Origin of the sequence: Tissierella pigra (assembly GCF_018917845.1) — a bacterium.
GTDB classification, from domain to species: domain Bacteria; phylum Bacillota; class Clostridia; order Tissierellales; family Tissierellaceae; genus Tissierella; species Tissierella pigra.
On record NZ_JAHLPJ010000001.1, the window covers coordinates 264,476 to 291,374 of the forward strand.

The window sequence follows — 26,899 nt, forward strand, 5'->3', positions numbered from 1 at the left end:
ACATATATAGATTGTCTATATATACTATATATAGGCAATCTATATACGAAAGGAGATGTCTTATGAGCATAAATAAGAATTTAATTACGGGTAGTACAGCTATGCTTATATTGAAATTGTTGGATGGCGAAGATATGTATGGTTATCAGATGATTGATACATTATCCAAAAGATCTGATGATACATTTTCATTAAAAGCAGGTACACTTTATCCGCTTCTACATGATCTAGAAGAAAAAAACATGGTTAATTCCTATGAAAAAAGTGCAGATAATGGTAGGTTGCGAAAGTATTATACCATTACAAAAAAAGGAAAAGGAATGTTATCAGAAAAGGAAGATGAATGGAAGGCTTATGTAAGGGCAATTAATCAGGTCCTAAGGGGAGGGGAAAGTTATGCAATATTCTGCTAAACTAAATGAATTCATAGAAACCATTTGTGAACAAATAAGATGGAAAAAGGCTCATAATACCGTTTCTGAGGAAATAAGAAACCATGTTATAGATCAAAAAAATGCATTCATGGATAAGGGATTAGATGAGGAGACTGCCATGGAAAAGGCAATAAAAGAAATGGGGGATCCTGTTTTAATTGGAACTGAGCTGGATAGAACCCATAGACCTAAGATGGAATGGAATATATTTCTCTTAACAGGGATTATGATTATACTTGGCTTTGGAATTAGATATATTGCAAGCTTTGAGCCAGATACACCCTTTATGCTGGAAAGAAGTTTGATGGCCACCTTAATAGGTATAGCATGTATGATAGGTGCATATTTTATTGATTTTACATTTATAGGCAGATATCCTAAGTCTATTTTTGCAGGATTAACTGTTTTATCCATACTTTCGATACTCTTATCACCTGTTATTAGGGGGAAGCATTTATATGTTCAATTTATTTTACTTGCATTTCCAACGGTTATGGCTGGGATAATTTATAATATGAGAAGTAAGGGATATTTGGGAATAATCTTAAGTGGAGTATTTTTCATTATCCCCGTATTGATAGGACTTAGAATACCAAGCATGTCAGTTGTAGCTTTAATATCCTTATGCTTTTTAATCCTTATAACCATGGCAATAATAAAGGGATGGTTCAACGTAAATAAGTTTTATGGAATGCTTCATGTATACATACCAACTCTAGCCATAGTTATTACGGGATTTATAAAGCTAATGTTCTATAGTCATAAGAGAGAACGATTTTTAAATATAATAAATCCATTTAAGGATCCATTAGGTGATGGTTATATTAGTGCAAGAATGAGAGAAATGCTAGCAGCTACAAAGTTTATGGGTAGAGGGGATTTAGGATCAAATCCCTATATGATACCTACAATTAACACAGATTATATACTGACATACTTAATTCATAGATTAGGTTGGCTGTCATTTATTGTAGTAATGGGGATAATATCTTTTTTTATAATCCGTTCATTTAAGCTATGCTATAAACAAAAAAGTATTCTAGGGAAATTAGTCTCCATGGCAGTGTTAGTTACATTTACAATGGAAGTTATCTTTTATACCATAACAAATTTAGGTTTGCCTATAATGGGTTCTCTAACATTGCCTTTTATTTCATATAGCGGAATGTCTACAATAGTAAATATGACCTTAATCGGCATAATGCTCTCGGTATTTAAATCTGGAGATATAGTGAAAGACAGTTTATTATTACCAAATGATGAATAAGAATACCAAAATATTATGTTAATTCTTTGTGCATCTTGCTACCAGAAAATACCCTTCTACTTTAATTTATCTGGTAATATGAGTAAGAAGACGGGGAAAGTTAAAAATTATTATAACACAAGTTAAATTAAATATATAGAGTGGTTGTGAGAAGGGCATGTAGTTTCAAAATCAATCTAAAAAATTAGATATACAGAAAATAACCTTGATGAAAATATCAAGGTTATTTTTCTGCCTATTTTGAAATCTAGACTTCGTAAATACCCCTCTTAATGTGGAAACATATAGAGGGGTATTTTTTATTTAAAATGTTTTATATTTAGACTTCAAAATCAGGGCTTAAGTGTGGAAACTTATGAAGAGATAATTTTCAAATAAAATATTTTTCCAATTAGACTTGAAAAATCGACTTCAAATGTGGAAACAAGTAAGGGGGTGAAAATAAATGACAAAAAGATTTAATACTATTGATGGTGAAACTTTAATGACTATGCCACTTAAACCAATTAATTTTATTATTGAAAATCTACTATCAGAGGGGCTTCATATTCTGGCAGGATCACCAAAGGTAGGAAAGTCTTGGCTTGCTTTATGGTTGTCAGTAGCAGTAGCTAAAGGAGAGGAGGTTTGGGGAAATAAGGTTAAAGAAGGGACTACTCTTTATCTTTGCTTTGAAGATGGTCAAATAAGAATCCAAAATAGACTATTTGATATTACAGATGAAGCAACGGATAAGGTAAACTTCTGTACAGAAAATGCAAGGTTAGGGGGTGACTTAGAAGAAAGGATAGTAAGCTTCATAAAAGAGAATCCAGATACAGTCTTAATTATTATTGATACCCTACAGATGATAAGAAATACATCTAAGGATCATAACTATGCCAATGACTATAGTGATCTAACCATATTAAAAAATCTAGCAGATAAATATGGAATAGCTATTTTACTCATCCATCACTTAAGAAAGGAATATGATAAGGATCCCTTTAATCGTATTTCTGGTACAACAGGAATACAAGGAGCAGTAGACAGTAGCTTTATTCTGGTAGAAGAATCTAGAGGAAGTAAGATGGCGACTCTTTCCTGTGTAGGTAGAGATATAGACTATAGAGAAATTAAATTAGAAAGGAATGAAGACAATATTTGGCAAGTAGTAACAGACAGCTTTGTAAACAAAGATGTCCTACTAGATGATGTAGTGCTGCTTCTTTCTGACTTTATGGAAGATAAAGAGTATCATAAATCTACTCCTACAGAATTAGCAGGGAAACTTTCTAAAAACAGGGACGATAATATTTCTCCAAAGACCCTTAGTAAAAAGATAATACAAAATACAAAAGAACTTGAAGAACGTTCAATCTCTGTTGTTTTACGGAAGAGTAATGGCAAAAGATTGATTGAAATTTTCAAAATAGGGCATTAGGGACGATAAAATGACTACCCCCTAAGTCTTCAAACTAATGTCCCTCTTGACCCTGAAAGTCTAGGCACAGTTCCCCCTGTGTGGCCTTTGAATAGGATAAGAGAGTAATTGGTCGAAGAGGGAGATGAAAATCAAATTTAGGCAGATGTAGGGGAATGGCTGAAAATGTGTTGATAACTGTTCTTGGAAATATTAGAGATAAAAGGATAGCTTAAAAAAGCAAAATATGGACTGAACTACCCTGTAGATTTTAGTGCAGGATAAAGGAAGGTGGTCAAAAGATTCCACCTTCCAGACACATCCCCCGGCAGTGCCGTGGTTTGAAAGAATAAAGATGGGTGGTCGGAAACTGGGGTTTGTGCTGTCTTAGGTGGTCAGAAATGATAAAAATCCCGATAAACAGGCATTTGTTGGTGTCACCTATAGGTGGTCAAAGAAAATGTAAGGGAAATTATATAAAAGTTATAAATAAGATTGGAGGTTTTTAATGAAAAAGAAGTTAAGATCACTTTGGAAGAAAATAAGGATAATTTTAAAAGATATAAGAGGAGAAGGGGATATAGGAACAGTAGCAAATATTCTTTTTACTCCAATTGGATATAAATTTCTAAAGAATAATATAGAAAAATATAGTTTACAAATAGGAATGTTAAATCGATTATTAAAAGAGGAATTAATTTCAGAAAAAGAACATTCAACTATAAGAAATAGTATAAAGAAAAGATACGAAGTAAAAGAGTAGGAAGAAATAAGAAAATAGGAGAATAACAATAAAATATATTAGGGCTGGCTTACCTTTACTATTTTATTTTCTGTGTTTATTCTTGTGAATTTCTAGAATAAATGCAGAGATGAAGACCCTGAAACACTGATAATTAGCTTGACTAAGAAGAATCTTCTATCTATAATCCTTGTAATCCCTGGCAGGAATATGAGGATTATAGATTAAAAGAAAGGTTGGTGAGAAAATGAGTAAGGTACAAGTAATTGAAGCCCAGAAAGAGAAAATTGATAGAAATACTGGAAAGACAATAAACAAAGCTAGAGTAGCAGCCTACTGTAGAGTAAGTACGGATTCAGATGAACAAATGAATAGCTATCAATCCCAAGTAAACCATTATACAGATTTAATTAAGAAGAATAAGGAATGGGAATTTGTAGATATCTATGCTGATTCAGGAATATCAGGTACTCAGTCAGATAATAGAGATGAGTTTCAAAGAATGATATCTGATGCCAATAATGGTTTAATAGATATTATAATTACTAAATCCATATCTAGATTTGCTCGCAATACCATGGACACTTTGAAGTATGTTAGAATGTTAAAAGATGAAAATATAGCAATAATCTTTGAAAAAGAGAATATAAATACCTTAACAATGAATGGAGAAATGTTATTAACTATCCTAAGTTCTTTAGCACAACAGGAAAGTGAATCTCTTTCTGCCAATACTAAAATGGGTCTTAAAATGAAGATGAAAAGAGGAGAATTAGTAGGACAAGCTTCCTGTTTAGGTTATGATTATGACAAGGAAAAGAAAAAGTTAATTATAAATGAAGAAGAATCTAAGATAGTAAAATATATATTTAATAGGTATACCAGTGGCATAGGATGCTTTGTACTAGCAAGGGAGCTTACAGAAAAAGGTTATAAGACCAAGAAAGGAAATACCACATGGTCAGACTCCTCTGTCAGAGGAATTATTAAAAATGAAAAATATGTAGGGGATATCCTAATGGGAAAGACCTTTACTCTAGATCCAATAAGTAAAAGAAGATTAGATAACTTTGGAGAAGAAGAAAAGTATTATATAAAAAATAACCATGAACCTATTATATCAAGGGAACAATTTAATAAAGCAAAAGAAATATTAGAAAAAAGAAGTAGAAATCATAATCAGGGAAGAATGAAAAAACATAGCTTAAAATATGCCTTTTCCAGCATGATGAAATGTGCCTACTGTGGTGGGAATATTACCAGGAGAAGATGGCATAGTGGAACTGATAAACAAAAGGATGTCTGGTTCTGCACAACTGCAATCAGGAAGGGAAAGAAATCCTGTCCTGAATGTAAGGCAGTAGAAGAAAAGATAATAGAGAATGCCTTTGTAAAAGCCTTTAATATCCTATGTAGAGATAAAAAAACCATAGTAGAAGAATTCCTAGAAAACATAGAGAAGGAATTACAGTCCAAGGATAATAAAAAACTATTAAAGCAAATAGATGGAGATATAAGAAATGTAGAGAATAAGATAAGTAAACTCATAGATCTACATCTAGAAGACCAAATAGATAAAGAAACCTATGAAGAAAAATATACCGAATTAAAGAAAGAACTCCAAGAATTAAAAACAGAAAAGAAAGAGTTAGATGTAGTAGAAGATGAAGAAAAGACTATCAAAGAAAGAATAGCATCCTTCAGGAAACTATTCGAAAGCAAAGAACCACTAGTAGAATTTGATAGGGAAGTATTTAAAACTGTAGTGGAAGAAGTTATCATAGGTGGGTATAAAGAAGATGGAAGTATAGATCCTTATATGTTGACATTCATATTTAAAACAGGATTAACTAGTAAAATTGATGGACATAAACAAACTTCTAAAAGTGAGCAAAATGCAGGTTTACAAAAATGCACCTATCAAGAGGACGAGCCACGTTGAGAGTATAATAATGATGACGTATTGTGGTTCAGAGAGAAAATAATACAGTTTGACCACAACATATAGTGGTTTTGAGATGAAAAGTGAGCAAAAAACTGGGTCAAAAAGTGCAATTTTGGCCTCTTTTTTTGGGCGATTTTATAGATGACATAGTAGATTTTCGAAGAAGACACCTTAAAAATGCAAATTGAATAGAGAAAAATTTAAAGGAATCAGGATAATGATGAAGAAATCTTTGTGCTTTTAATTTCACATGAACTAGGATGGTTACACATGAAAAAATTTAAAATTAGATAAGATTTTTAAAGTTAATTCACTATATCTTGAAAATATTGGTTTAACAGAATATAATTGTGGCATAGACAAAACAATTTGAAGTGACACAATATAATGAACTATATACTAACAAAATAAGCAGCAGAAAGGTTAAAGAATACTAGAGTGTAGTGTTCAGAAGCTTTAAAGAAAGCTGTATAAAGGCTGTAATCCATCTCGGTGGATTAAAAGACGTACTGAAAGCCAAAACTTCCTGTAGAGAGAGGCGTGAAGTAACTTGCTAACTTTATATTTATCAATGCTTGATAAAGAGCAGTATATTTGAAAGTATCGATGATATTAGTATTTTTGAAGCTCTTAATTTCCAATTTGGAATCAACAGTACAAAATTTCAGATTGAGTGGTTTATAAATCTAAAGCTTGAAATGGAGTCTAAGGAGATTTTGTATAGATTGAAATTTAATCATCTATTAGTATAACTAGCTAAGAGCAGTAACGATTATGAAGGGAAAAAGATTAAAAATGAAAGGAGGAACATATGAATAAAGCAATAGAATTTTTATTAGACAATGCTTGTTCATCCATAAAGTATAGAATAAAAAAAGAAATTCTAAATGATATAGATTCATATGAAGAAGAAAAACTGCAAAGTCAAATTTTAGAGGATAAACTGATTCGGGAGTTTATAGCAAAACAAAATTCAGATGGTTGGATAGATGAGGATTTCCATAGTGAGAAGGGAATTGAAACTGCAATAAGAGTATTATCGGAAAAAGGCGTTTTATCAGAACAATTTCCAATTCAAAAAATGTTGAATGAATTAGAAAGAAGAGAGGATACCTTTGATAAAGGATGTTTATTTAATGTTGGTAAGATATTAGATGAAAAAGGGTTTGGAGGTTCACAGTTAATTAGATCCACTATCTTTGCTTATGCAGGTATAGAAAATAAAGATTTCATCAAAGAACAAATAGAAAATGCACTAGATAAATTTAAGTTCATACTTTCTGTAGACAAAATACAAGACATTACAGAAGAGTATAAAAGTAAATTGATTTTTAAGAATGAAGTGAAATGGCCAAGTATATATGACCTTAGACTTCTTGCCTTTACAAAGACATGGAGAAGTAAAGAAAACGAAAAAATAATTACTTCGTCAATAGGTCAATTAATAAAGTTATCACCTATTTCAGATATACTTGTACTAAAAGGACACCAATTAATTGCACCAGCTTCCTTTTGCATGCATGATTTTTATCAAGACATGAATACATTTAAAGATAAAGATTGGATGATGTGGTTTCATAGAATGGAATTACTATCTAGACTTGGAGTAGTGAAGCATATAGAAGAGCTAAAGGTTCAAGTTGATTTTCTTGTTAATAATTTAGATGAAAATGATGGAATATTCAAAAAGAAATTAAATCATTATTATTTTACAAAATGGGGTACTTATACTGGTTTAGCATTGGAAAAAGACTGGAGGACAGAAGAAAGACGTATGTGTGATTTGACATTTAGAAGTTTACTAATATTGTATTATTCTGAAATATACTAAGTAACATTTCATAAATTAGAATAGCTTTTAACAAAGAAAAGGGTTGGTGATTCATATATTTTATCTAAAGGAAATATCAGAAATCCTATTATCTCATAATCCTTCTGATGTTGTAAAATATAAGATTTTAACTAATTTCAGCAGTTATGATTCAAACTCAGAAGTAATGATTGATCTTAGAAGAAAACTAAACTGTAGTAAATGGGTACAAAGTATAAAAAATGAGCAGCATTGTGATGGTAGCTGGGGAAGATTTCATAGTCAAGATTTTAGGGTAAAGCAAAAATACAAGACCACAGAATCAGTATTGCTCTATTTATATGCACTTGGTTTAAAACGTGGTGATGAGATTATTGATAAGGCATGCATTCATATGGAAAATATGCTCAGCGATTTATCACTATGGCCTGATGCCTGGGAAGGAAACAAATGGTTTAAGCCAGCAGTGCCTCTGTTTATTACATCAAGATTAGCATTGTTTAATTCTGAAAACCCTCACTATATAGAAAACTGTTTAAAATGGATATATATATTACAGAATAGTTTTCAAAATGGTTTATATGATAGTTCTCAGATAGATAATATTTCAAAAAAGGTGCTTGGAGTAAATATCCATGGCAAGTATATAGGACTTAATAGTATCAATAATATTATTTTATTTGCTCATATTAAAGATAAAATACCAGTAGATATACAAAGACAATATCTGCATTGGCTACATTCCTATCCAGAGACTATTTTTTATACCAATACAAGGTTATATGAAAAACCTGAACTTATTAGAAATACTAAGGAATTATCCAGTTGGATACATACTATGAGTGTTCTATCATTATTTGATGGCTTCTATGATGAATTTAATGATGAGATAGAATGGCTTATAAATAGACGAGGTGAGGATGGGCTTTGGGATTTTGGTGCAGCATTGAGTTCATGTAAGCTATCTGATAATTGGAGGACTAACCTAAATAGGAAAATAGATCATACAACTTATGTACTAGAAATATTATATAATGCTTCAAAGTAGAGTAAATGTTTTAAAAATATTTATATAAGGGGGCTCTACAAATTGAAGAGTATAGATAAAAGAAACAAACTTAAAGAAGAAGCTTTCTCATATAGAGTATCGAAAGATAATAGGGTATTTATTTCTTGGCATGGGAAACAAGTTATGATATTAAAAGGTAAAGAAAGTGAAAAATTTTTATCGAAAGTATCAAAGGCAAATACAATAGAAGCACAATTGATAATGGCTAAGATTACTGGTAATTTCAAACGTGGGAATGAAAAAACAAGTAAAATAAGTAAGAAATAAGAGATATTATTAGAGAAAAATATTTTTTAAAGGTGATTTGGAGGTCTGATTTTAGATTATCTATATGGAGGAAGTACTGAAGAAATGCAAAGTCAATAAGGGTCAAATATAGGGGGAAGTGACTATGACAATTATTAAAACGAAGAGATTTGAAAAAGTTTTTAATAAATATGCAAGCTCAAAAAAAATAAATGAGGGAATTTTGTTGATAGAAAATACAAGTGGGGAGTTCTCACTTATGAAAAGATATGGAGAAAAAGAATTAAATTCTCCATTGCTTATGGCAAGTATTACTAAGTTATTTACTACCACTTGTATTTTGATATTGTTAGAGCAGAATAAATTATCCTTGGAAGATAAAATTGTAAATTATTTTGATATAAATATTTTAAAGGGAATTCATGTTTATAAGGGTAGAGAGTACTCTTTTGAATTAACAGTATCTGATCTATTGTTTCAAACAAGCGGGCTGCCTGATGTGTACTTAGAAGGGGAAAATAGCTTAATAAATAGAATTATACAAGAGGATTTTCATATTAATTTTTGCGACACCATAAGTAGTGTTAAGAAGTTAAAACCTCATTTTAAACCTAGAAAGAAAGGAAAAGCTTACTATGCAGATATAAACTTTGATATATTGGGTCAAATCGTGGAAAAAGAAAGTGGTTTAACATTATCCAAAGCATATGAAAAGTATATCTTTGAACCACTTCGGTTAGTGAATACGTATCTTCCTGAGGATAGATATAATGAGATACCTAAAATCTATTATATGAATCAAATTATCCACCGTCCTAAGTTTGTGATTAGTAGCGGCGCAAGTGGAGGCTGTATAACTACTGCTCAAGAATTAATGATATTTATAAAGGCATTCTTTAGAGGAAAACTGTTGTATTTGTCAACTGAAAAGTGTACCATATAATAATCGAAAACTGTACCACTTGGTAATGTAAACTAATTGGTTTCTTCTAACCATTCCCTAGTTTCTTTAATCCTATAAGAATCACCATTCATATTTATTACATAAGATTTATGGGTTAATCTATCAATTAATGCAGCTGTCAAAACTGGGTCATTGAATATCTCATTCCATCTATCAAATGATAAATTAGTAGTTATTATTGTAGACTTTCTCTCTGCCCGGAGGGAGAGAAATGTAAAAAGTAATTCACTTCCTTCTTTGTCAAAAGAAATATATCCTAATTCATCTGCCACGATTAAATCATACTTTTCAAATCTTTTTTCAAAAGTATATAATTTCTTGTCACTTCTGGATTCTTTCAATTCATTTATTAGGGATGCTACTGTTGTAAAGTACACTTTATAGCCCGTATTGCAGGCTTCTATGCCCAGTCCTATTGAAAGATGGGTCTTACCCGTTCCTGGATTTCCTGCTAGTATTATATTCCTACCTTCCTCTATGAAATTAAGTGTTTTAAGCTCTTTAAGCCTCTTTCTACAGTCTTCTGGTAAATATTCTACCCTTAGTTCATCTAGATACTTTTTGTAGGGAAATCTAGCATTCTTAATTCTGTTTTTCTTGCCATTTTCCTTTCTCATATCATAGGCTTCTATTAAGATATCTCTTAAGAATTCTTCATAGGGTTTATCAAATTTGTATGCTTCTTCAATGCTCATCTTTAACCCTTGATTCACACCTGGAATCTTCAGTTCTGATACATATTTTTTAATTTCTTGTAATATTTCATTCAATTTTCATACCTCCCTATTGGTTTTAAGTTAAACAAATCATTTAATATTGAGATTTGCTTTAATGATGCATTTTGTATTGATATATCCTTAGTTTCTAAGGATTCTTTATCCATTGGAAGTTTGAAAATTATATTTTTAATATTATCTGTTGTTACTAATTCTTTCTTTATTTTCCTTAATTCTTCTACTGCTTTTAATACGCTGTCTAAATCTTTTTCCTTTATTAATTCCAAAAGTTCTATGAAATCTCTTGGATTACTGGTATAATATTCTTGATATGTTTCTTGAAGCTCTGGGCTAAGCTGGTGTCTACCAACACTTGCGTGTAATGCTCCAGGCTTCTTTTTTAATGTATGAATAAAATGATTTATATCTATACTCCAATAATGGGCTTGATATGACCTCTTATGTTCAGCTATCTTATTATCTTTGTAATATATTTCTATTATCTCTGGATATATTTTTACATTTACAAATTTACCTACTAGATAATCTGGTACTGAGTATTTATTTTGATCTATGGTTATTACACTATACTTATTAACCCTTGCTTCAACTCTTCTAGAGGCATCATAGGGTGGCTTTAACGGTATTAGATAAGCCATTTCTTGATTTAATATATCTAAGGGACTTTGATTTTGTAACCAGTTTCTTTTTTTAGAATTAAGTTCTAATAGTTTCTCACCAAGGTAAGTATTTGCTTCTTCTATAGACTCAAAGTCAGTTTGACTTGAAAATGCTTTTCTTCTAACATATTCAATCCCTTTTTCTACATGACCTTTTTCATTTCCTTTAGCCACATTGCAGAACCTGTATTTAAACCCATAGTAAATTGATATTTTAATTAAATCCTCTGTAGCTTCTTTCTCATTTCTTCCAACAAACCTTCTTACGGCCTGCTTTAGATTATCATAAACTAATTCTCTATGGACCCCACCCATACGATTAAAGGCCCTAACATGAATATCTAAAAAGTTTTCCATCTTCTGATTTTGGTAAAGTCTTGCATAGTGATGTGAACCACAGGCTGTAGTTAAAAGACCCATTTGAAAAGTTGTAGGCTTACCACCTATTGTAATTTTAACTTCACCCCAATCAAATTCTAGTGTTTCCCCTAAATCATATTCCTGTCTGATAAAAGCTTCCTTTTTCTCATGATTATCCCTTATGTAATTACAAACTGTAGGATAGCTAATATCAAATCCTAGTTCAATCAATTTTTCATGTATGTCAATTTTCTTCATTAATTGCTTATGTCTACCGAGTAACCGGTTTCTCTCATTTTCTTTTATTAATTCATTTATCTTTTCTATTATTTCATCTGTTAATTTAATTCTAGTCCTTTTACTAGTATCATATTTAGGTGCTGATACCATTTCTGAAACAAGATTTAAAGTATCACTATTAGTAATATTATTATCCTTAGCTAGTTCTTCTATTTCTTCACACTTAGATTCATAATTATTAATATATTTTCTTACTGTAGTTCTAGAAACCTTCATCTCTCTAGCTATTGCTCTTTGAGACATATTTTCTCTAAAATATTTCATTAGTATTTCTGCTTTCTGATCCAGCTTTATCACCTCTTGTCCCCCCTCAAAAGATATCTTCAAGGGGTATTATATTTTAAGGTGGACCAGTTTTCAATTATTATGGTGGTCTACTTTTAGATTAACATAAACATGTGTTTCTAACGGTTTGCAATTTAGTTAGATTTTATGGACGATTAGAAACACGCTAGACTCATCCACCTCTTGCACCTCATATGGGTATCCCAGATTTTTGCCAATTTTCTCAAAATCCTCTGTGGAATGGATAGTTGCTTTAAAGCCATCTTTGCAGATAATCACATCATTTTTGGTTTGGGTATAGTCAATTTCCCCCAAAAGCCCTTTGGAGGTCTGCTCCTCAAACCATTTTAGACGAAAATCCCAAAATCTAGTACTGTAACTGCTGAAATAAGCTACTCCACCTGGTGCCACTTTATCAAGAATTTTGTGAATGACAGTGGAATCAGCACCCATGGCAGACAATCCATTTTGCAGGCACAAAATAACATCAAAAGATTTAGGGAAATTTATCTGGTGAACATTCATTGCAACTATACTCGCGTTGGGATAGCCTTTGAGATACTCCTTGCCTAATTCAACGCTTTCCACTGAGATATCTATCCCGACAATAGATTTGCAGTAGGGAGCCAATTCCCTAATAATTCGACCGTATCCGGCTCCAAGCTCCAAAACACTTTGTGTGTTTGATAGATTTTTCTTGACAAAATCTATTTCTGATTGTAAATACTGCTTGACACGTGGAATTTGGGTATTGTACACTTGAAACAACTTTTTGGAATTTAATTTTTCGGCATAGTAATTGTCCATATTTCTTATCCTTTCTCATCATGGTAAATTAGAGCTAGATAGATATAATTCTTTGAGTTAAAAATGAACTGTGACTATCTCAGAGATAACAATCTGTAGCTTCTATGGTTTAGCTTATTATCAATGAATTATGCTGAAATAAAGTTTTATAAATCCTAACAAAAAAACAAATATAGCTTTAAAGGTTGCTTAATATAGTATAATCATGTTAATTTTAGTTGTTCATATTAGTATAATATAAATTATATAAAGTTTTTATAAATATTACAATGGTGGTTTAAGAAAGTTAGATGGAAAGAGTTTTGTTGTATGGAGTTATCAACGTTTTCAAAAGGTTTGGTATAAACTATTAACCTGCAATTACACTGTTCTTTTCCATAAGCTTGAGTAAATGCTTTAATTACAAGGGTATCTTTCATTCTATTTACCATCCACCAGCCAACTACCTTTGAGAAAACATATCAATAAATATTGCAAGATAGGGGGTTCCTTTAGGACATAGATTCATTTTACGCATTAATCTAGATATTCGATTATGGTTTATATGAATTCCACGTTGCCCTAGTACTTTTACTATACGAATAGATCCATATTTACCTTTATTTTCATCAAAATTTTTTTGATTATTTCTTTCAATTTTTCATTTTCCAGGTCACCTTTGAATGGTTTAAGATTTTAATATTTATAATATCCAGCTCTTGAAACGTCCAGTGTTTTGCAAACATTTTTAGTATATTCAAATTTTTCTCTTATTTTTGTGTCTACTTTATTATGCTAAGTCCACCTCCACGGTTATGGTTTTGTCCATAATTTCATTTGAATTACTTCTTAACTATGACAAATTTATTGATTATTATAGAGCAAATAGAACCAAGGTAGAGCAGGTATTGTTCCCAGTCTGTTGCTATTACTGAAGAAAGTATAAGATTAGCACAAAGTCTTTTGGGTAAATACAATATAAAAGACTGGAAACAGTTCATCTTTTTATTCTTTATTTTTTCCTATATTAATTTCAATTTATTACTTAAACTTTTTATGTATATTTCATATTATTAATTCAGAAATTTTGACCTGAATTTGAGGAATAAAATAGGCAAAAAGAGAGAGAAAGCAAAACTTTATTCAAATTTTGACGATGGAATTAGGGTTTGAGATGTGGTTATATTGATGTAGAGAGTGTGAATTAAGCAAGAATGAAATTCATATTAAGGGGGCAATGATATGATAGTGTACAAGATAGTTGACCAAAAATTTCTTCAACAATACGATATGGTTCCCATGCGTGTTCATGTTTATAGTTATTATCGTGTTGATAAAATTGAGCGTGGTCTAGGAGGGTTTCATCTTATTGAAACACCTATCCAACCGTATGTTAAGGATTTCTGCGTTGACGAAGACAAGAGTGTAACAAGGTGGGGAAGGCAATGGGATATTTCAAATTGGACTTTCTTTATGGCTTTTGATGAAAAGCGACCTGTTGGAGGTGCAACAGTCGTTTCACGTACGGAAGGGGTTAACATGCTTTCAGGTAGAGATGACCTAGCTGTGCTATGGGATATTCGGGTCGATGATGAATACAAGAATCAAGGTGTTGGTCAGGTTTTGTTTGATATGGCTGCAAATTGGGCACGTGAGCAAGGATTTACGCAAATCAAAATTGAGTGCCAAAATAACAACGTTCCAGCTATAAGATTTTATCATAAACAAGGTGCTGTCCTATCCGCAATAGACGAGTATGCTTATTACAATGAGCAGGAATATAGAAATGAAGTACAGCTTATTTGGTTTTATAATTTGGATTAGTAAAATAACATACTGCAGGAGAAGGGGTGCAGATTTTAATTGACAGGTCGCACATTATTAAAATATACCAAAGATGTAGATTGTGCTGAATTTAGAAATAATAGTATGATGGTTGAAGCTAATTAATTAGCTTCTTTTTATATTCCTGGAATTAAGAAACATACCCTTTTGAACAGGATGGATCATAATGGAATTCAGTAAAGCAGAAATAGAAAAAGCAATATCCAGCTATCTTCTGATATTATTAATTGCGAAAAAATTCAACTTAAGTTCTGAGAGGGAAATATCCATGATTGAAATGGTATTAAGAAATAATGATTATGATATGTAAATGATAAAATGAGATGTCTATTTTTTAGGTATTGAAAGGATGTGACAATACAAAATATATAGTGATAAAGAACCAGATATTTGAGAAGTCATGTTGTTAATCTGTAGAGAGATCAAGAAATGGCGACCATTTTGGCCACCATTAATTTTACATAGATAATTATTAATCCCTTGGATTATGATGCCTGCGAATTGTAAAGAGAAGAATATATACCATGGTAACGAATCAACTCATCATGGGTTCCTATTTCTGCAATTCCTGTTCCATCTAGTACTACAATTTTATCTGCATTTCTTATGGTAGATAGTCTATGTGCAATTACAATAGTAGTACGATCTTTTGATATTCTGTCTAGAGCAGCCTGAATCTCTCTTTCTGTTTTTGTATCTAGGGCAGAGGTAGCTTCGTCTAAAATAAGGATAGGAGAATTACGTAAGATAGCACGTGCTATTGATAGTCTTTGCTTTTGTCCACCTGATAGACGTATCCCACGTTCACCTATTATTGTATCGTATCCATTTTCAAGTTCTTGAATAAATTCATGTGCATTTGCAGCTTTTGTAGCTTGTATTACTTGCTCTTTGCTTGCATCTTTCCATCCATAAACTATATTTTCATATACTGTACCATTGAAAAGAAATGTATCCTGCAATACCATACTTATATTATCTCTAAGACTTTTTAAGGTAACATTTTTAATATCGATTTCGTCAATAAAGATACTTCCCTTATGTGGGTCATAAAATCGGTTAAGAAGGCTTGCAATAGTAGTTTTTCCAACTCCTGTAGTGCCAACAAGAGCTACAGTTTGTCCAGGCTCTATTATAAGATTGATATTTTCTAGTACAGTTATTTCAGGTGTATAGTTAAAAGAAAGATTTCTAAATTCGATTTTACCATGAACTTGTGATAATTTTTTGGCATTAGGTACTTCTTTTACATCTGGACTTTCATCCATTACTTCAAATACACGTCTGCAACCAGCCACTGCATTTCCAGCCATTTCTGCTATACTAGAAAAACTTTTAACAGGTTCATAGAACATATTAAGGTACATTATAAAGGCTACAATATCCCCTATGGTAGCTTCTTGTCTTTCAACAAGAAGGCCTCCGTAGATTATGACAGCAACAGAGCCTAAAGCAGTAAAAAATGCCAAAAGAGGATAAGTAGTTTCAAAAAAGAAACTAGCTTTTAAATATGCCTTAGTATGCTTAAGAGAAAGGGAGGAAATCTTTCTTTTTTCTGTATCCTGTTGGTTAAATATTTGTATTTCTCGTATTCCCGAAAAATTATCCTGTACTGTACCTGAAAGCTCACCTCTTACTTTGGAGTTTTGATTCCATATTGGTGATAGATATTTACTTTGCCATAGAGTAATTGCTATAAGAAATGGTATGGTAACCAGGCTCAGTAATGCTAGTTTCACATTAATTGTAAATAGGAGAATACCAACACCTATGAAGGTTAATATATTTACAACAAGGTCAGGAATTACATGAGCTAATAAAATTTCTGCTTCCATTGAATCATTAATTACTCTGCTGGTTAAATCACCTGTTCGATTTTTATTAAAAAACTTAAGCCCCATATGTTGAAGTTTGGTATATAGTTCAGTTCTTAGGTCAGCCACATAATGGAGAGCAGCATGATGATTTAAGTATCCTGAAATAGATGCCCCACCAGATTGTAATGCTGTAGTTAAAAGCAGCAATAGTCCTATACTAAAGGCCTTAGAGGCAAAATCAGGATGTCCTTCCATGGCAATACTTGTAAGCTCCCTTAGAGCCCAAGGAGCATAGAAGCCTGCTATAGTAGAAATAATTAATGCTACTAAAGCCATTATTAGATAAAACCAATATTTCTTTGCTTCTAAAAATACTCTTAGCATAACTTTCATAGTGCAAATGCCCTCATTTCAGAGTTTGGTATAATTGGTACAGTTTTTAAAATATCATAAGTAAGACAAACAGGTCTCCCACTTTTAGGCTCATTTACAATTTCTGCATCGATATGAAAAGTTTTTTTAAGGACTTCCCTAGTCATAACTTTTTGAGGAGAGCCATGCTCTATGATAGTTCCTTTATGTATAGCTATCATATAATCAGAAAACCTTGATGCAAGATTTAAATCATGTAATACCATGACTATAGTACAACCTTGATTGCGATTCAAATCAAATAAGAGCTTTAAAACTTCTAATTGATGAGCCAAGTCAAGATAAGTAGTCGGTTCATCTAACAATATTAAATCTGTCTGCTGGGCTAATGCCATAGCAATCCATACTCTTTGTCTTTGTCCACCAGATAAAGTATCAACCTCTCTGTTTTCAAACTCAGTAAGCTTTGTTACTGAAAGAGCCCAGCTAATTATTTTCTTATCTTCTGGTGTAAGATTACCAAAACCTCTCTGATGAGGGAAGCGTCCATATGCTACTAATTCACCTACAGTTAAACCATTGGGAGCAGTTGGGGTTTGGGGTAAAATAGCCATTTTTTTAGCAATATCCTTAGTAGATAATTTACTGATATCTTCTCCACTAAGATATACTAGTCCACTTTTTGGTTTTAGAATACGTCCAATGGCTTTTAAAATAGTAGATTTACCACACCCATTAGCCCCTATAATAGAAGTTATTTTTCCTTTGGGAATCCCCATATTTAAAGACTTAACAATTAATGTATCATCATAAGCAATGTCTAGCTTTTCAGCTTTAATACTATTCATATAAATAAAACCTCCTTAATTTGCCTTAGCCAATAAATACAAGAAATAAGGCGTACTTAAAACAGTAATAATAATTCCAGTAGGAACATCCGTACCTAGACTTATGGTTCTAGTAATAGTGTCTGCCAATAAAATAATTATAGCTGCAGATAGAGATGCTGCAGGCAATAAAAGTTTATGGTTAGGGCCTACAAGCTTTTTTGCCATATGGGGAGAAATCATACCTACGAAAAAGAAATTTCCACCTAAAGCAACACTGCCAGAAGATAGAGCTACAGCAGCAATAGATAAGCCTAAGAATTCTGGTTTTACAGATACTCCTAATCCGGTTGCAGTTTGATTTCCTAGATTTAAGGTATTTAAAATTCTTGATTTATAAAAAGTATATATAAAAAGAACAATTACCCATGGAGCAAGAATAGAAAGGTAATTCCAGTTATCGCCCCAGAGACTTCCAGCACTCCAACGCTGTATAAAATCCATTTGATGGTCGTCAAGCTTTAGAGTAAGCAAAGTAGTAAGAGCACCGTAACCACTACTAAGAGCAACTCCAGTTAAGATAAGACCAGTATGAGAAATATCTCTTCCACGCCTATAAGATAAAAGGAAAATCAATGCAGCAGCAGTCATACCTCCTACAAAAGCTAGAAGGGGAAGAGCAATAGCAGAAGATATTCCTTGAGTATTAAACATAACAACAAACATTAAAACAAAAAGTCCAGAACCAGAACTTATACCAAGAGTACCGGGACTAGCCATATCATTTCTAAGTAAACTCTGCATAATACATCCAGACGTTCCCATACCGATACCAACTAAAATAGATAGAATAATACGAGGAAGACGAAACTCAAAAATAATGAGGTTCTCTCTAGCAGTACCGTTACCCATGATTACATTAAAAACTTCTGAAGGAGAAAGATTCATCTTGCCAGAATTAATACTTATTACCGCTATAATAAAAAGAATAAATAACATAATAATGTTAATAATAATGCCGCGAGAAACAGAATAACGTTGTTTTATCACTCAAACTCCCTCCTCTGTTTTCTTGAAATATAAAGAAAATAGGGAACACCTATTATAGCAAAAATAATACCAATAGGAGTCTCGTAGGGCTTATTAATAAGCCTTCCTACTAAATCCGCAGTTACAGTAAATAAAGAACCATACAGGCCTGCCGTAGGTATAATATACCTATAATCAACTCCAACCAAATATCTCGTTATATGAGGAACAATAAGACCTACAAATCCAACGGGTCCAACTACAATGACAGAAAGTCCTGTTAAAATCAATATAACAATTGTAGATATAGCTTTAACGGTTTTAGTTTTAAGACCTAATCCTATTGCCACATCATCACCTAGATTAAGCATAGTAATAGAAGGAGAAAGGGCAATAGAAATAATAACACCTAAAACAAAAAAAGGAAGAACAATTATAAGTTCACTCCATTTAGCACCAGCAGTACCACCAGCAGTCCAATAAGCAAGAGACTGACCTAACCTGTATTTAATAGATAAATACTGACTAAAGGCACCAAAAAGCATTGAAATAGAAACTCCAGATAAAACAAGTCTTTGAGGTGTCATACCTCCTTTACCGAAAGAAGCAATGAAATAAGTCATAAAAGTAGCAATAGCAGCTCCAACAAAGGCAAAAAGCATCATTTGTCCATAGGAACTACTGGGTAAAAAAGCCATACAAAGGGCAATGGCGAAAGTGGCTCCGCTGCTAATACCCATTAAACCAGAATCTGCAAGTGGATTTCGTGTAGTTCCCTGCATTATAGCACCACATATAGCAAGGCTACAACCAACAATAATATTGGCAGCAGTTCTGGGAATACGCAAAGTTTGAATAATTTGGTGTTCAGTTAAATCTGGATTAAATTTAAAAATAGCTCCCCAGGCAGTAGACAAACTCATATCAGCAGCACCAAAAGAAATAGATGCTACTGACATAAGAATAAGAAGCCCAAGGCCTATAAACATGTACATTGTGAAACTAGCCATGCCATATCGATGTTTTTTAAGCTGTAAGTTATCCATGTGTATATTCCTTTCAGTTGTAAATTACTTTGTTAATGAATTAAGTGCATCAACCATATAGTCAAGCTGTGCAGTCAAGCTCATAACATCTGAGTAAAAAAATAGTCCTTGATATTTTCCTGGTATTTCGACTAAACGACCTTCAGCAACAGCAGGAATACTTTTCCATATGTCTGTTTTGGCATATTCAGATTCCTTTCCTTCTTGTCGGCACCATAGTATGTAGTCTCCAAAATACTCATGGGCAACTTCATAACTTAAATGACCACGACCTTCCCCTGTTTTTTGAATAAGCGCTGCCAATTTATCAGGATATTTAAGTCCAAGATATTCATAAACTAGAGTTCCACCTCTAGAACCTGTTTCATAATACACTCCACTCCAATCTCCAGAAGGGCCCCAATCCTCCATGATACTAAAAGTTTTTCCTTCAAAATCACCACTGTTAAAAGTTTTTTTCGCATCTTCTAGCTTTGTCTCAAACTTTTTCACTGCAGCCTCTGCTTCAGCACTTTTTCCTGTAGCTTCACCAATGATTTTAACTCGTTTAATGGAGCTTATACCAGATTCTGGTATAACCAGTACTGGAGCTATTTTATTGAATTTTTCGAAATCGTCTTCACTGTAAGTAATGATTAAATCTGGTTCAAGGGTCATAACATCTTCACGTTCCCAACTTTCAATTTTTGTAGAACTGGCAAATTTATCGTAGAAAGGCATGGTTTCTTGATCCCACGCATAATGACCCACAACATTTAGTCCAAGGGCAAAAGCGTCTCCAATATACCAGTTTACAACAACTCTTTCAGGGTTAGCAGGAACTTCAATATCTCCCATTACAGTATTAACAACACGAGTAGTATTTTCCTCAAGGTTTTTACTAGATGCTGGGGACTCATTATTAGTATTTGAGCATCCCACAACAAATATTAGGGTTGAAAATATGGCTAAACATAAGGTTATAAGTTTTTTCATATAGAATTCTCCTTTATATATATTTATTATGAATCTTAAAAATAACATAAGCGCTTATGTCATATTTTTGATATAATTAAGTAAGCCAAGGCTAACTCATGAAAATGATAACATTTATCTTTTTCACTGTCAATGCTGCAAGAAAGGCTATATCATATGTTGAGAGATATTAGGATTCAAATTATATGTATATATATGAGCTATTATAATGAGTATGAGAAAAAGCTTAATATAGTTCTACAAAATATAGGAGTATAACTTACTCAAAATGGAGTACTAATATATTCAGAAAGTAAAGATATAATTTTAATTATGAAGGATTTGGAGGCTAAAGGATATGAATGAGTACGAAAAACTATCTTGGGGTCATATGACAAATAACTACAATTTTGCAAACAGTCCTTATGGCAAGGGAAGAAAGTATGATTTTCCTCCTCATTGGTCCAACGGATGGATATCGGAAATGAATCCCTCAGAGGGATTATTTGTTGCAAGCGCATGGTTTACACCAGATAAAAAGATAACACATAAAATCAATACTGATAAAGCATGTTTATGGATTTTTTGTGTAGATTGTGGAGAAATAATATATACACAACAAGGGAAACAAGCCCGAAAACTTTCTCCAATTACTCATATAATAATTAATCCTCAGAAACCATTTAGTTTTACATTTTCTAAAAATGAACATTATTGTTTTACAAGTGTTTTGGTATATGATGAGTTCATACAATCTTTTATAAAAAGTCGTGAAGATGCTCCTAAAATTGGAGTGGAAGATGCTAAGCTATGGGAAACACAACATTTAAACACACCTAATATAATGTTAATTTTAGAGCAGATAAGATGGGCTGTTAGAAATTCTGATATATCACTATTGGCATACGAAGGCATGGTTTTACATCTTTTATCTTCAATTGCAAGGAACTTTCCTGAGATTCCAAAAAGAAGATCCAGTAGACGTAATTATGTCACTTGGGAAAACGAGCAAAAGATATATAAAGTCAAAGAATTAATTGATAAAGATATATTAAATATTCCTAGTATAAACCAGTTATGTAAAGCTGCAGAAATGAGCGAAAGTAGACTTAGGGAGTCTTTTAAAAATATTTATGGAATTCCTCTATATAAATATATTCGTATTGAAATAATGAAAAGGGGAATGCAGCTTCTATCAGCTGATCATTTAAGTATACGAGATATTTCCGAACTTTGTGGTTATGAAAATGCGTCCAAATTTTCAGCTGCATTTAAAGCAGTACATGGCATAACCCCTAGTGAATTTAGAAAATCATTTAACTTATAAAATCTTAATATAATTTTCAGGAATAGGCTCCTTAAATATGCAAATTTTATTAGATATGGTATAATAAATCAAGTTAGCACAGACTAACTATATTTGATAAATTGTTATTTAGGAGCTGTTTTTATGGAGAATAATAAGGAAGAAAAAATAAAATTCAGCAAAGAAAACTTTGCAGATGATTTACGACTTTGGGAGCAATCAGCAATTACTTTAGTTGATATACGTCATAAGCTTATAAGTTCAGAGGAAGCCATTAAGAATTATCTCATACCTACCAGTATGTTTCTTTATACCAACGGGGGCAAGGCAGAGATAATTTTAAACGACATTTCTTATACAGTGGAACGTTTTGGAGTTTTTCATGCTGGAAAAGGAACGGAACTTTCTATATATCCTAAATGTAATTGGCTTGAATACTACATAATACTATATAAAGCAGGAGAACCACCTTTTTATAAAAGAGAATTTATTAGACTGTTAGAGAAAACTAATCTATTTAATCAACAGTATGGTTATTCTCCAGCTAATCCGATATTTTTTGGAGGACAGTTTCGTAAAATGTATGAAGCTTGGATAAATCCTTGTCCTTTAGGGTTATTTTATGGTAAGACAGAATTCTACCAATTAGTTTATCAGATTTATAATGAACTGTTAAACGAAAAGGCTGATAATTTTAAGCCAGATGTTGTGTCCATGGTGCAAAGATATATGGACAAACATTTTAGCGAAGCTATTTCTATAGGGTTATTGTCAGATTCATTTGGTATTAGTATAAGTCAATTAAATCGTTTGTTTAAGAAACGTTTTTCTTGTAGCCCACAGGCATATTTAAAAGAAATAAGGTTAAATGCTGTACAAAGTTATCTTCAAAACAGTAATGTTACCTTTAGAGAAATAGCAAACTCAACAGGGTTTTATGATGAATTTTATATGAGCAAAGAATTTAAAAAGAGATTTGGACAAACTCCTAGTGATTTTAGACAAAATACTACATGGACAATGGGAAATTTATCAATGGAGAATATATTGTCCATCCCATATAATGAAAAAAGCTTAGTTAGCGTAAGCAAACACAATATGGAAGGAGAATTCTCTATGTTTAAACAAATAAAAAGCAAAGCAGTAATTGGGGTAGCTTTAAGTCTTATATTTTTGTTAACTGCCTGTACCAATGTTCCTGCAAACACATCTAATCAAGATAAGGAAGGATTAATTACAAAACAAGAGCAGGTAATCGATACAGAGGAAGGAACAAGAATTGTTAGTACATCTATGGGCGAAGTAGAAGTTCCGGTAAATCCTAAAAGAGTTGTTGTAGATTATGTAATTGGAGATGTTATAGCATTAGGGGTTTTACCAGTAGGCGTACGTTCTGCTTTTGGAGGAAGTGCATTTGGTGATGTTATTCATGATGCAACATTAATCGAGAAGTGGGACCCAGAAGAAGTTATGGAGTTAGAACCTGATTTAATTATTTCAGTAGTAAAGGATGAATTTGAAGCATCCTCTAAAATTGCGCCTACTGTTTTCATTCCTTTTACTGAAATGTCTATGGAAGAACGAGTAACTTTTCTTGGGGAGGTATTGAACAGGCAGACAGAAGCTGAAAGTGCCATCAGAGAATATTATAAAAAAGTAGAAGAATCTAAAGTAGTTTTAGAGAAGCAAGGTATACTGGATAAAACAATTAGTATTTTTTTTGGTGATCCTATAGATGTTGCAGTAGCAGGAGATAAATGGGGACGAGGAGGCGATATTATATATAACGATCTTGGTTTTAGGGCTCCTGATGTTATTCAAAGTGAAATTATAGGAGGAGATCAACATAGAAATCTGTCCTTAGAGGTTTTACCTCAATATGTAGGTGATTATATTGTTTTTGATTGGGATCCAAAGCTATTTGAACAAACCACTATATGGAATTCCATACCAGCCTATGCTGACGGCAGAACCATTGCCTTAGATTTTGCTTTTTTCTATTATAATGATTTATATTCCCAAAGTAGACAATTAGATTTTATAGTAGATAATTTACTCTCAATTACAGGAGAAGACTAATTTATGGTAGAGTAGAAAGTTTTTAAATAAAATTAAAATATATAAATGTTTAATTGTTAAGAATTAATTACATGAAAAATAAAAGGTTTTTTAAAGAGAAACAGTCTTTAGAAAACCTTTTATAGTTTTAAAGAGAGAATAATATTTATGAAGTTGATTCCACTTCGAAATTAGCAAGTCCCCTACTGGTGAAAAAGTATAGGATGGAGAACATTACTGTTGAAATAATCCACGACACGGGATAACCAAGTATGGCCATCATGACTGTAGATGACTTAGGCAGTATATAGACAATCCATATTATTCTAAATCCACATGTTCCAATCAAAGTCAGAACCATGGGTTTAAATGTATCACCGATTCCCTTGATTGCTCCAGAAAGCACTTCGCTAATAATAAAAATTACATAAAAGGGAGAAATCATACGAAACATCTGTACACTCAAGTCAATCACATGATTATCGGCTGTGAACATACTGGATAAATATTCGACACTATAATAGATGCCAATACTCAGTAACCCTACCATGGTAATCCCCATGAACATACTCAACCTTGTTGAAGATTTCATTCGCTTACTTTGGTTTGCACCATAATTTTGTGCAACGAAAGTAGTTGTTGTAATCCCAATGGTGTCGATAATCAACCAGATTATAAAGTCAAGTTTACCATTAATTGCCCAAGCTGCAATGCTAGTTGTACCAAAAGAATTAATTCCTCTCTGCATATAGATGTTAGAAATGGAATAGAGTGCTGACTGTATACCAAGAGGAATGCCAAGCTTTAGCATAGGTAGTAGAATAGTCATTTTGATGCCCAGACCCTTGAGAGATAGCTGAACAGGACTCTTTCCACTGGAAAGGCGTAGGAGAATCATGATACTTGAAAAGCCCTGAGCGAATATAGTTGAATAGGCCGCCCCTTGAATACCCCATCCAAATCCTATAATGAATAATAAATCTAAAAAAATGTTCATGATTGATGAAATTAGAAGCAGGTAGAAGGGAAATTTAGTATCTCCAACTGCTCTAAGTATACCAGAACCTATATTGAGTACAAAGACGAACATAGTACCTAATAAGTAGATGCTCAAGTAGGAAGTGGCAAATTCATAAATATCTTCAGGTACATTCATCAATGATACAAAATAGGGAGAACAGATATAACCCACACCAGAGATAATAAAGCCTCCGATAATAGCGAACAGCATCAAAGTATGCACAGTGTCATCCACTTCTTTAAACTTTTTTGCACCATAATATTGAGAGATTAAGACGGTTCCACCAAGGGAAAGTGTGATAAAAACGTTGATAAGAAGTTTTACATATCCGTATGTCGCGTCGATGGCTGCCAGACTTGATATACCAGCGTATCGTCCAATTATTAAAGCATCAGCAAAACTGTAGGATTGTTGTATGAGGCTTCCAAAAAATATGGGTATAAAATATATGAAAAGAGCGCTCACCAATGGACCTTCTGTAATTGAATTTTTTACTTTCATTTCATATCATCTCCTATAATTTACACTGACAATTTGTGATATAATAGTGATAATGATTTTCAATTGTCAGGATTAATTAAAGTATAATATATGGATATTCTATTGTGCAAACGCTATAAATTAATGATGGGAATCGAAAATTTCGATAGGAGGTAAAAATGAATACTGAATTCTTGAGAACTTTTTTGTCTGTAGTACAGACAAAAAATTTTACACATACTGCACAAATATCACACTTGTCACAGTCTACAGTGAGTAATCGCATTATGGAGCTTGAAAAGATTTTTGATTGTCAACTCTTTATTCGAGGAAATGGTACATTGGAACTGACCGAATCAGGTAAGCAATTGATAGCATATGCTGAAGAAATGCTAACTGTAGAGACTACTGCCCAGTTGCTTTTAAACCAGGTCAAAATGAAAGCACCTTACTTTATGGTTAGTGCTGTTCACGCTTACTATGATTCTTACCTTCAAAGCATTATCAGTGAGAGCATACACCAGAGACTTCCTTATACATTAAGGTTGTTTCTAAAACATTCACATGAAGTAATTCAAGGTGTGGTAACGGGTAAATATGACTGTGGAATTGCACACCATCCGAGTTATTATAGTCGATTTGATTCAATTCTTTTGTGTACCGATGAGTTGGTACTTGTTGGAGCTGATAGGAAGAGGAAATATGAAGATGGCATATCCTTTGGACAGTTGAAATCACTTGATATATTTCATTCAAGTCTTTTCGCAAGTCATGTTGAGGATTTACTTTACCAACAGAATACATATAGGCTTTCTATTGATATTGCATCTAGAGTTGTGCCGTTGGTGATTCAGCATGGAGCATATACATTCCTGCCTTTCACCTACGCAAGACCTTTAGTTGAAAAGGGGGAGCTTTATCCTATAACAATTGAAGATTATGAATTACCACCACTTGAGTATTATTTTGTATATCCTAAGGATCATCCTTATTTGGACCGAATAGAAACACTGAAAAATAAACTATTATCTTTTGTATAATTTAAGATGGATTCACATCTAGGAGATATGGAAGAATAAATCATTGTATTTGAGTTAACAATTTTATTAAAGAATAGTTAGTGGTTTAATATAAGATA

The 26,899-nt window shown here is 32.4% G+C and carries 24 protein-coding genes; 14 read left to right on the top strand and 10 right to left on the bottom strand.

Annotation, left to right across the window (positions count from 1 at the left end):
• Positions 1-62 precede the first annotated feature (62 nt).
• The 9 genes from KQI41_RS01425 to KQI41_RS01465 all read left to right on the top strand — a co-directional run bounded on the left by KQI41_RS01425 (position 63) and on the right by KQI41_RS01465 (position 9,858).
• The gene (locus tag KQI41_RS01425) at positions 63-413 is read left to right on the top strand and encodes a PadR family transcriptional regulator (RefSeq protein ID WP_154442337.1); all 351 of its coding nucleotides are present in this window, start codon (positions 63-65) and stop codon (positions 411-413) included.
• Positions 397-1,701, top strand: coding sequence for an FtsW/RodA/SpoVE family cell cycle protein (locus KQI41_RS01430; protein WP_154442335.1), 1,305 nt, complete (start codon positions 397-399; stop codon positions 1,699-1,701). The genes KQI41_RS01425 and KQI41_RS01430 overlap by 17 nt, the downstream gene beginning before the upstream one ends.
• Before the next feature lie 445 nt (positions 1,702-2,146).
• Entirely contained in the window at positions 2,147-3,124 is a 978-nt protein-coding gene (locus KQI41_RS01435; RefSeq protein WP_154442333.1) for an AAA family ATPase, read from the top strand.
• 487 nt (positions 3,125-3,611) lie between these two features.
• Positions 3,612-3,866 carry a hypothetical protein gene (locus tag KQI41_RS01440; protein WP_154442331.1) on the top strand — a complete coding sequence of 85 codons (255 nt, stop codon included), beginning with the start codon at positions 3,612-3,614 and terminating at the stop codon, positions 3,864-3,866.
• Positions 3,867-4,092: 226 nt separating this feature from the next.
• Complete coding sequence (locus KQI41_RS01445; RefSeq protein ID WP_154442329.1) at positions 4,093-5,787, top strand: recombinase family protein; 1,695 nt, start codon at positions 4,093-4,095, stop codon at positions 5,785-5,787.
• A gap of 814 nt (positions 5,788-6,601) precedes the next feature.
• On the top strand, positions 6,602-7,621 hold the full coding sequence (locus KQI41_RS01450; RefSeq protein ID WP_216584681.1) for a hypothetical protein: 1,020 nt from the start codon (positions 6,602-6,604) through the stop codon (positions 7,619-7,621).
• A gap of 46 nt (positions 7,622-7,667) precedes the next feature.
• Positions 7,668-8,648: a hypothetical protein gene (locus KQI41_RS01455; protein ID WP_154443125.1), complete on the top strand. Its 981-nt coding sequence runs from the start codon at positions 7,668-7,670 to the stop codon at positions 8,646-8,648.
• Between the two features lie 42 nt (positions 8,649-8,690).
• Entirely contained in the window at positions 8,691-8,936 is a 246-nt protein-coding gene (locus KQI41_RS01460) for a hypothetical protein (protein ID WP_154443126.1), read from the top strand.
• A 124-nt stretch (positions 8,937-9,060) separates the two neighbouring features.
• Positions 9,061-9,858, top strand: coding sequence for a serine hydrolase domain-containing protein (locus KQI41_RS01465; RefSeq protein WP_216584682.1), 798 nt, complete (start codon positions 9,061-9,063; stop codon positions 9,856-9,858).
• Positions 9,859-9,890: 32 nt separating this feature from the next.
• Here KQI41_RS01465 and istB read toward each other — a convergent pair whose 3' ends face one another.
• The 4 genes from istB to KQI41_RS19360 form a co-directional block, all read right to left on the bottom strand.
• Entirely contained in the window at positions 9,891-10,649 is a 759-nt protein-coding gene (istB, locus tag KQI41_RS01470) for an IS21-like element helper ATPase IstB (protein ID WP_280634044.1), read from the bottom strand.
• Positions 10,646-12,232, bottom strand: a complete 1,587-nt coding sequence (istA, locus tag KQI41_RS01475; protein WP_216554205.1) for an IS21 family transposase — start codon at positions 12,230-12,232, stop codon at positions 10,646-10,648. Before istA ends, istB begins: the two co-directional genes overlap by 4 nt.
• Positions 12,233-12,358: 126 nt before the next feature.
• On the bottom strand, positions 12,359-13,027 hold the full coding sequence (locus KQI41_RS01480) for a class I SAM-dependent methyltransferase (RefSeq protein WP_154440096.1): 669 nt from the start codon (positions 13,025-13,027) through the stop codon (positions 12,359-12,361).
• Positions 13,028-13,469: 442 nt separating this feature from the next.
• Positions 13,470-13,664, bottom strand: coding sequence for an IS3 family transposase (locus tag KQI41_RS19360; RefSeq protein ID WP_216585893.1), 195 nt, complete (start codon positions 13,662-13,664; stop codon positions 13,470-13,472).
• Positions 13,665-14,248: 584 nt separating this feature from the next.
• On the opposite strand from KQI41_RS19360, the gene KQI41_RS01490 reads away from it, so the two are divergent.
• Positions 14,249-14,830, top strand: coding sequence for a GNAT family N-acetyltransferase (locus KQI41_RS01490; RefSeq protein ID WP_154440097.1), 582 nt, complete (start codon positions 14,249-14,251; stop codon positions 14,828-14,830).
• Between the two features lie 187 nt (positions 14,831-15,017).
• On the top strand, positions 15,018-15,161 hold the full coding sequence (locus KQI41_RS01495) for a hypothetical protein (RefSeq protein ID WP_154440098.1): 144 nt from the start codon (positions 15,018-15,020) through the stop codon (positions 15,159-15,161).
• 175 nt (positions 15,162-15,336) lie between these two features.
• Here KQI41_RS01495 and KQI41_RS01500 read toward each other — a convergent pair whose 3' ends face one another.
• Genes KQI41_RS01500 through KQI41_RS01520 form a run of 5 tightly spaced genes read right to left on the bottom strand, consistent with a single transcriptional unit; the run spans position 15,337 to position 20,917 of the window.
• Entirely contained in the window at positions 15,337-17,061 is a 1,725-nt protein-coding gene (locus KQI41_RS01500) for an ABC transporter ATP-binding protein (protein ID WP_154440099.1), read from the bottom strand.
• Positions 17,058-17,888 (bottom strand): ABC transporter ATP-binding protein, encoded by an 831-nt coding sequence (locus tag KQI41_RS01505; protein ID WP_154440100.1) that lies wholly within the window; start codon positions 17,886-17,888, stop codon positions 17,058-17,060. Before KQI41_RS01505 ends, KQI41_RS01500 begins: the two co-directional genes overlap by 4 nt.
• Positions 17,889-17,903: 15 nt before the next feature.
• Positions 17,904-18,917 carry a FecCD family ABC transporter permease gene (locus KQI41_RS01510; RefSeq protein ID WP_216584683.1) on the bottom strand — a complete coding sequence of 338 codons (1,014 nt, stop codon included), beginning with the start codon at positions 18,915-18,917 and terminating at the stop codon, positions 17,904-17,906.
• Positions 18,914-19,942, bottom strand: a complete 1,029-nt coding sequence (locus tag KQI41_RS01515) for a FecCD family ABC transporter permease (protein ID WP_154440101.1) — start codon at positions 19,940-19,942, stop codon at positions 18,914-18,916. The genes KQI41_RS01510 and KQI41_RS01515 overlap by 4 nt, the downstream gene beginning before the upstream one ends.
• Positions 19,943-19,966: 24 nt before the next feature.
• Positions 19,967-20,917, bottom strand: a complete 951-nt coding sequence (locus KQI41_RS01520) for an ABC transporter substrate-binding protein (protein ID WP_154440102.1) — start codon at positions 20,915-20,917, stop codon at positions 19,967-19,969.
• A 337-nt stretch (positions 20,918-21,254) separates the two neighbouring features.
• Here KQI41_RS01520 and KQI41_RS01525 point away from each other — a divergent pair, with 337 nt between their 5' ends.
• Together KQI41_RS01525 and KQI41_RS01530 are read left to right on the top strand one after the other, a co-directional pair.
• Positions 21,255-22,223, top strand: a complete 969-nt coding sequence (locus tag KQI41_RS01525) for a helix-turn-helix domain-containing protein (protein ID WP_154440103.1) — start codon at positions 21,255-21,257, stop codon at positions 22,221-22,223.
• Between the two features lie 123 nt (positions 22,224-22,346).
• Complete coding sequence (locus KQI41_RS01530; RefSeq protein ID WP_154440104.1) at positions 22,347-24,281, top strand: AraC family transcriptional regulator; 1,935 nt, start codon at positions 22,347-22,349, stop codon at positions 24,279-24,281.
• A gap of 145 nt (positions 24,282-24,426) precedes the next feature.
• Here the strand turns inward: KQI41_RS01530 and KQI41_RS01535 are convergent, their stop codons facing one another.
• On the bottom strand, positions 24,427-25,782 hold the full coding sequence (locus KQI41_RS01535; RefSeq protein WP_154440105.1) for an MATE family efflux transporter: 1,356 nt from the start codon (positions 25,780-25,782) through the stop codon (positions 24,427-24,429).
• 158 nt (positions 25,783-25,940) lie between these two features.
• On the opposite strand from KQI41_RS01535, the gene KQI41_RS01540 reads away from it, so the two are divergent.
• The gene (locus KQI41_RS01540; RefSeq protein WP_154440106.1) at positions 25,941-26,801 is read left to right on the top strand and encodes a LysR family transcriptional regulator; all 861 of its coding nucleotides are present in this window, start codon (positions 25,941-25,943) and stop codon (positions 26,799-26,801) included.
• Positions 26,802-26,899 lie beyond the last annotated feature (98 nt).

Excerpts from the sequence above, each read along its gene's own strand:
- KQI41_RS01490 (WP_154440097.1), top strand. The coding sequence starts at position 14,249 with ATGATAGTGTACAAGATAGTTGACCAAAAATTTCTTCAACAATACGAT.
- KQI41_RS01430 (WP_154442335.1), top strand. The coding sequence starts at position 397 with ATGCAATATTCTGCTAAACTAAATGAATTCATAGAAACCATTTGTGAA.
- KQI41_RS01465 (WP_216584682.1), top strand. The coding sequence starts at position 9,061 with ATGACAATTATTAAAACGAAGAGATTTGAAAAAGTTTTTAATAAATAT.
- KQI41_RS01445 (WP_154442329.1), top strand. The coding sequence starts at position 4,093 with ATGAGTAAGGTACAAGTAATTGAAGCCCAGAAAGAGAAAATTGATAGA.
- KQI41_RS01525 (WP_154440103.1), top strand. The coding sequence starts at position 21,255 with ATGAATGAGTACGAAAAACTATCTTGGGGTCATATGACAAATAACTAC.
- KQI41_RS01515 (WP_154440101.1), bottom strand. The coding sequence starts at position 19,942 with ATGGATAACTTACAGCTTAAAAAACATCGATATGGCATGGCTAGTTTC.
- KQI41_RS01440 (WP_154442331.1), top strand. The coding sequence starts at position 3,612 with ATGAAAAAGAAGTTAAGATCACTTTGGAAGAAAATAAGGATAATTTTA.
- KQI41_RS01450 (WP_216584681.1), top strand. The coding sequence starts at position 6,602 with ATGAATAAAGCAATAGAATTTTTATTAGACAATGCTTGTTCATCCATA.
- KQI41_RS01480 (WP_154440096.1), bottom strand. The coding sequence starts at position 13,027 with ATGGACAATTACTATGCCGAAAAATTAAATTCCAAAAAGTTGTTTCAA.
- KQI41_RS01435 (WP_154442333.1), top strand. The coding sequence starts at position 2,147 with ATGACAAAAAGATTTAATACTATTGATGGTGAAACTTTAATGACTATG.
- KQI41_RS01495 (WP_154440098.1), top strand. The coding sequence starts at position 15,018 with ATGGAATTCAGTAAAGCAGAAATAGAAAAAGCAATATCCAGCTATCTT.
- KQI41_RS01425 (WP_154442337.1), top strand. The coding sequence starts at position 63 with ATGAGCATAAATAAGAATTTAATTACGGGTAGTACAGCTATGCTTATA.
- KQI41_RS01505 (WP_154440100.1), bottom strand. The coding sequence starts at position 17,888 with ATGAATAGTATTAAAGCTGAAAAGCTAGACATTGCTTATGATGATACA.
- KQI41_RS01530 (WP_154440104.1), top strand. The coding sequence starts at position 22,347 with ATGGAGAATAATAAGGAAGAAAAAATAAAATTCAGCAAAGAAAACTTT.
- KQI41_RS01535 (WP_154440105.1), bottom strand. The coding sequence starts at position 25,782 with ATGAAAGTAAAAAATTCAATTACAGAAGGTCCATTGGTGAGCGCTCTT.
- KQI41_RS01520 (WP_154440102.1), bottom strand. The coding sequence starts at position 20,917 with ATGAAAAAACTTATAACCTTATGTTTAGCCATATTTTCAACCCTAATA.
- KQI41_RS01500 (WP_154440099.1), bottom strand. The coding sequence starts at position 17,061 with ATGAAAGTTATGCTAAGAGTATTTTTAGAAGCAAAGAAATATTGGTTT.
- KQI41_RS01540 (WP_154440106.1), top strand. The coding sequence starts at position 25,941 with ATGAATACTGAATTCTTGAGAACTTTTTTGTCTGTAGTACAGACAAAA.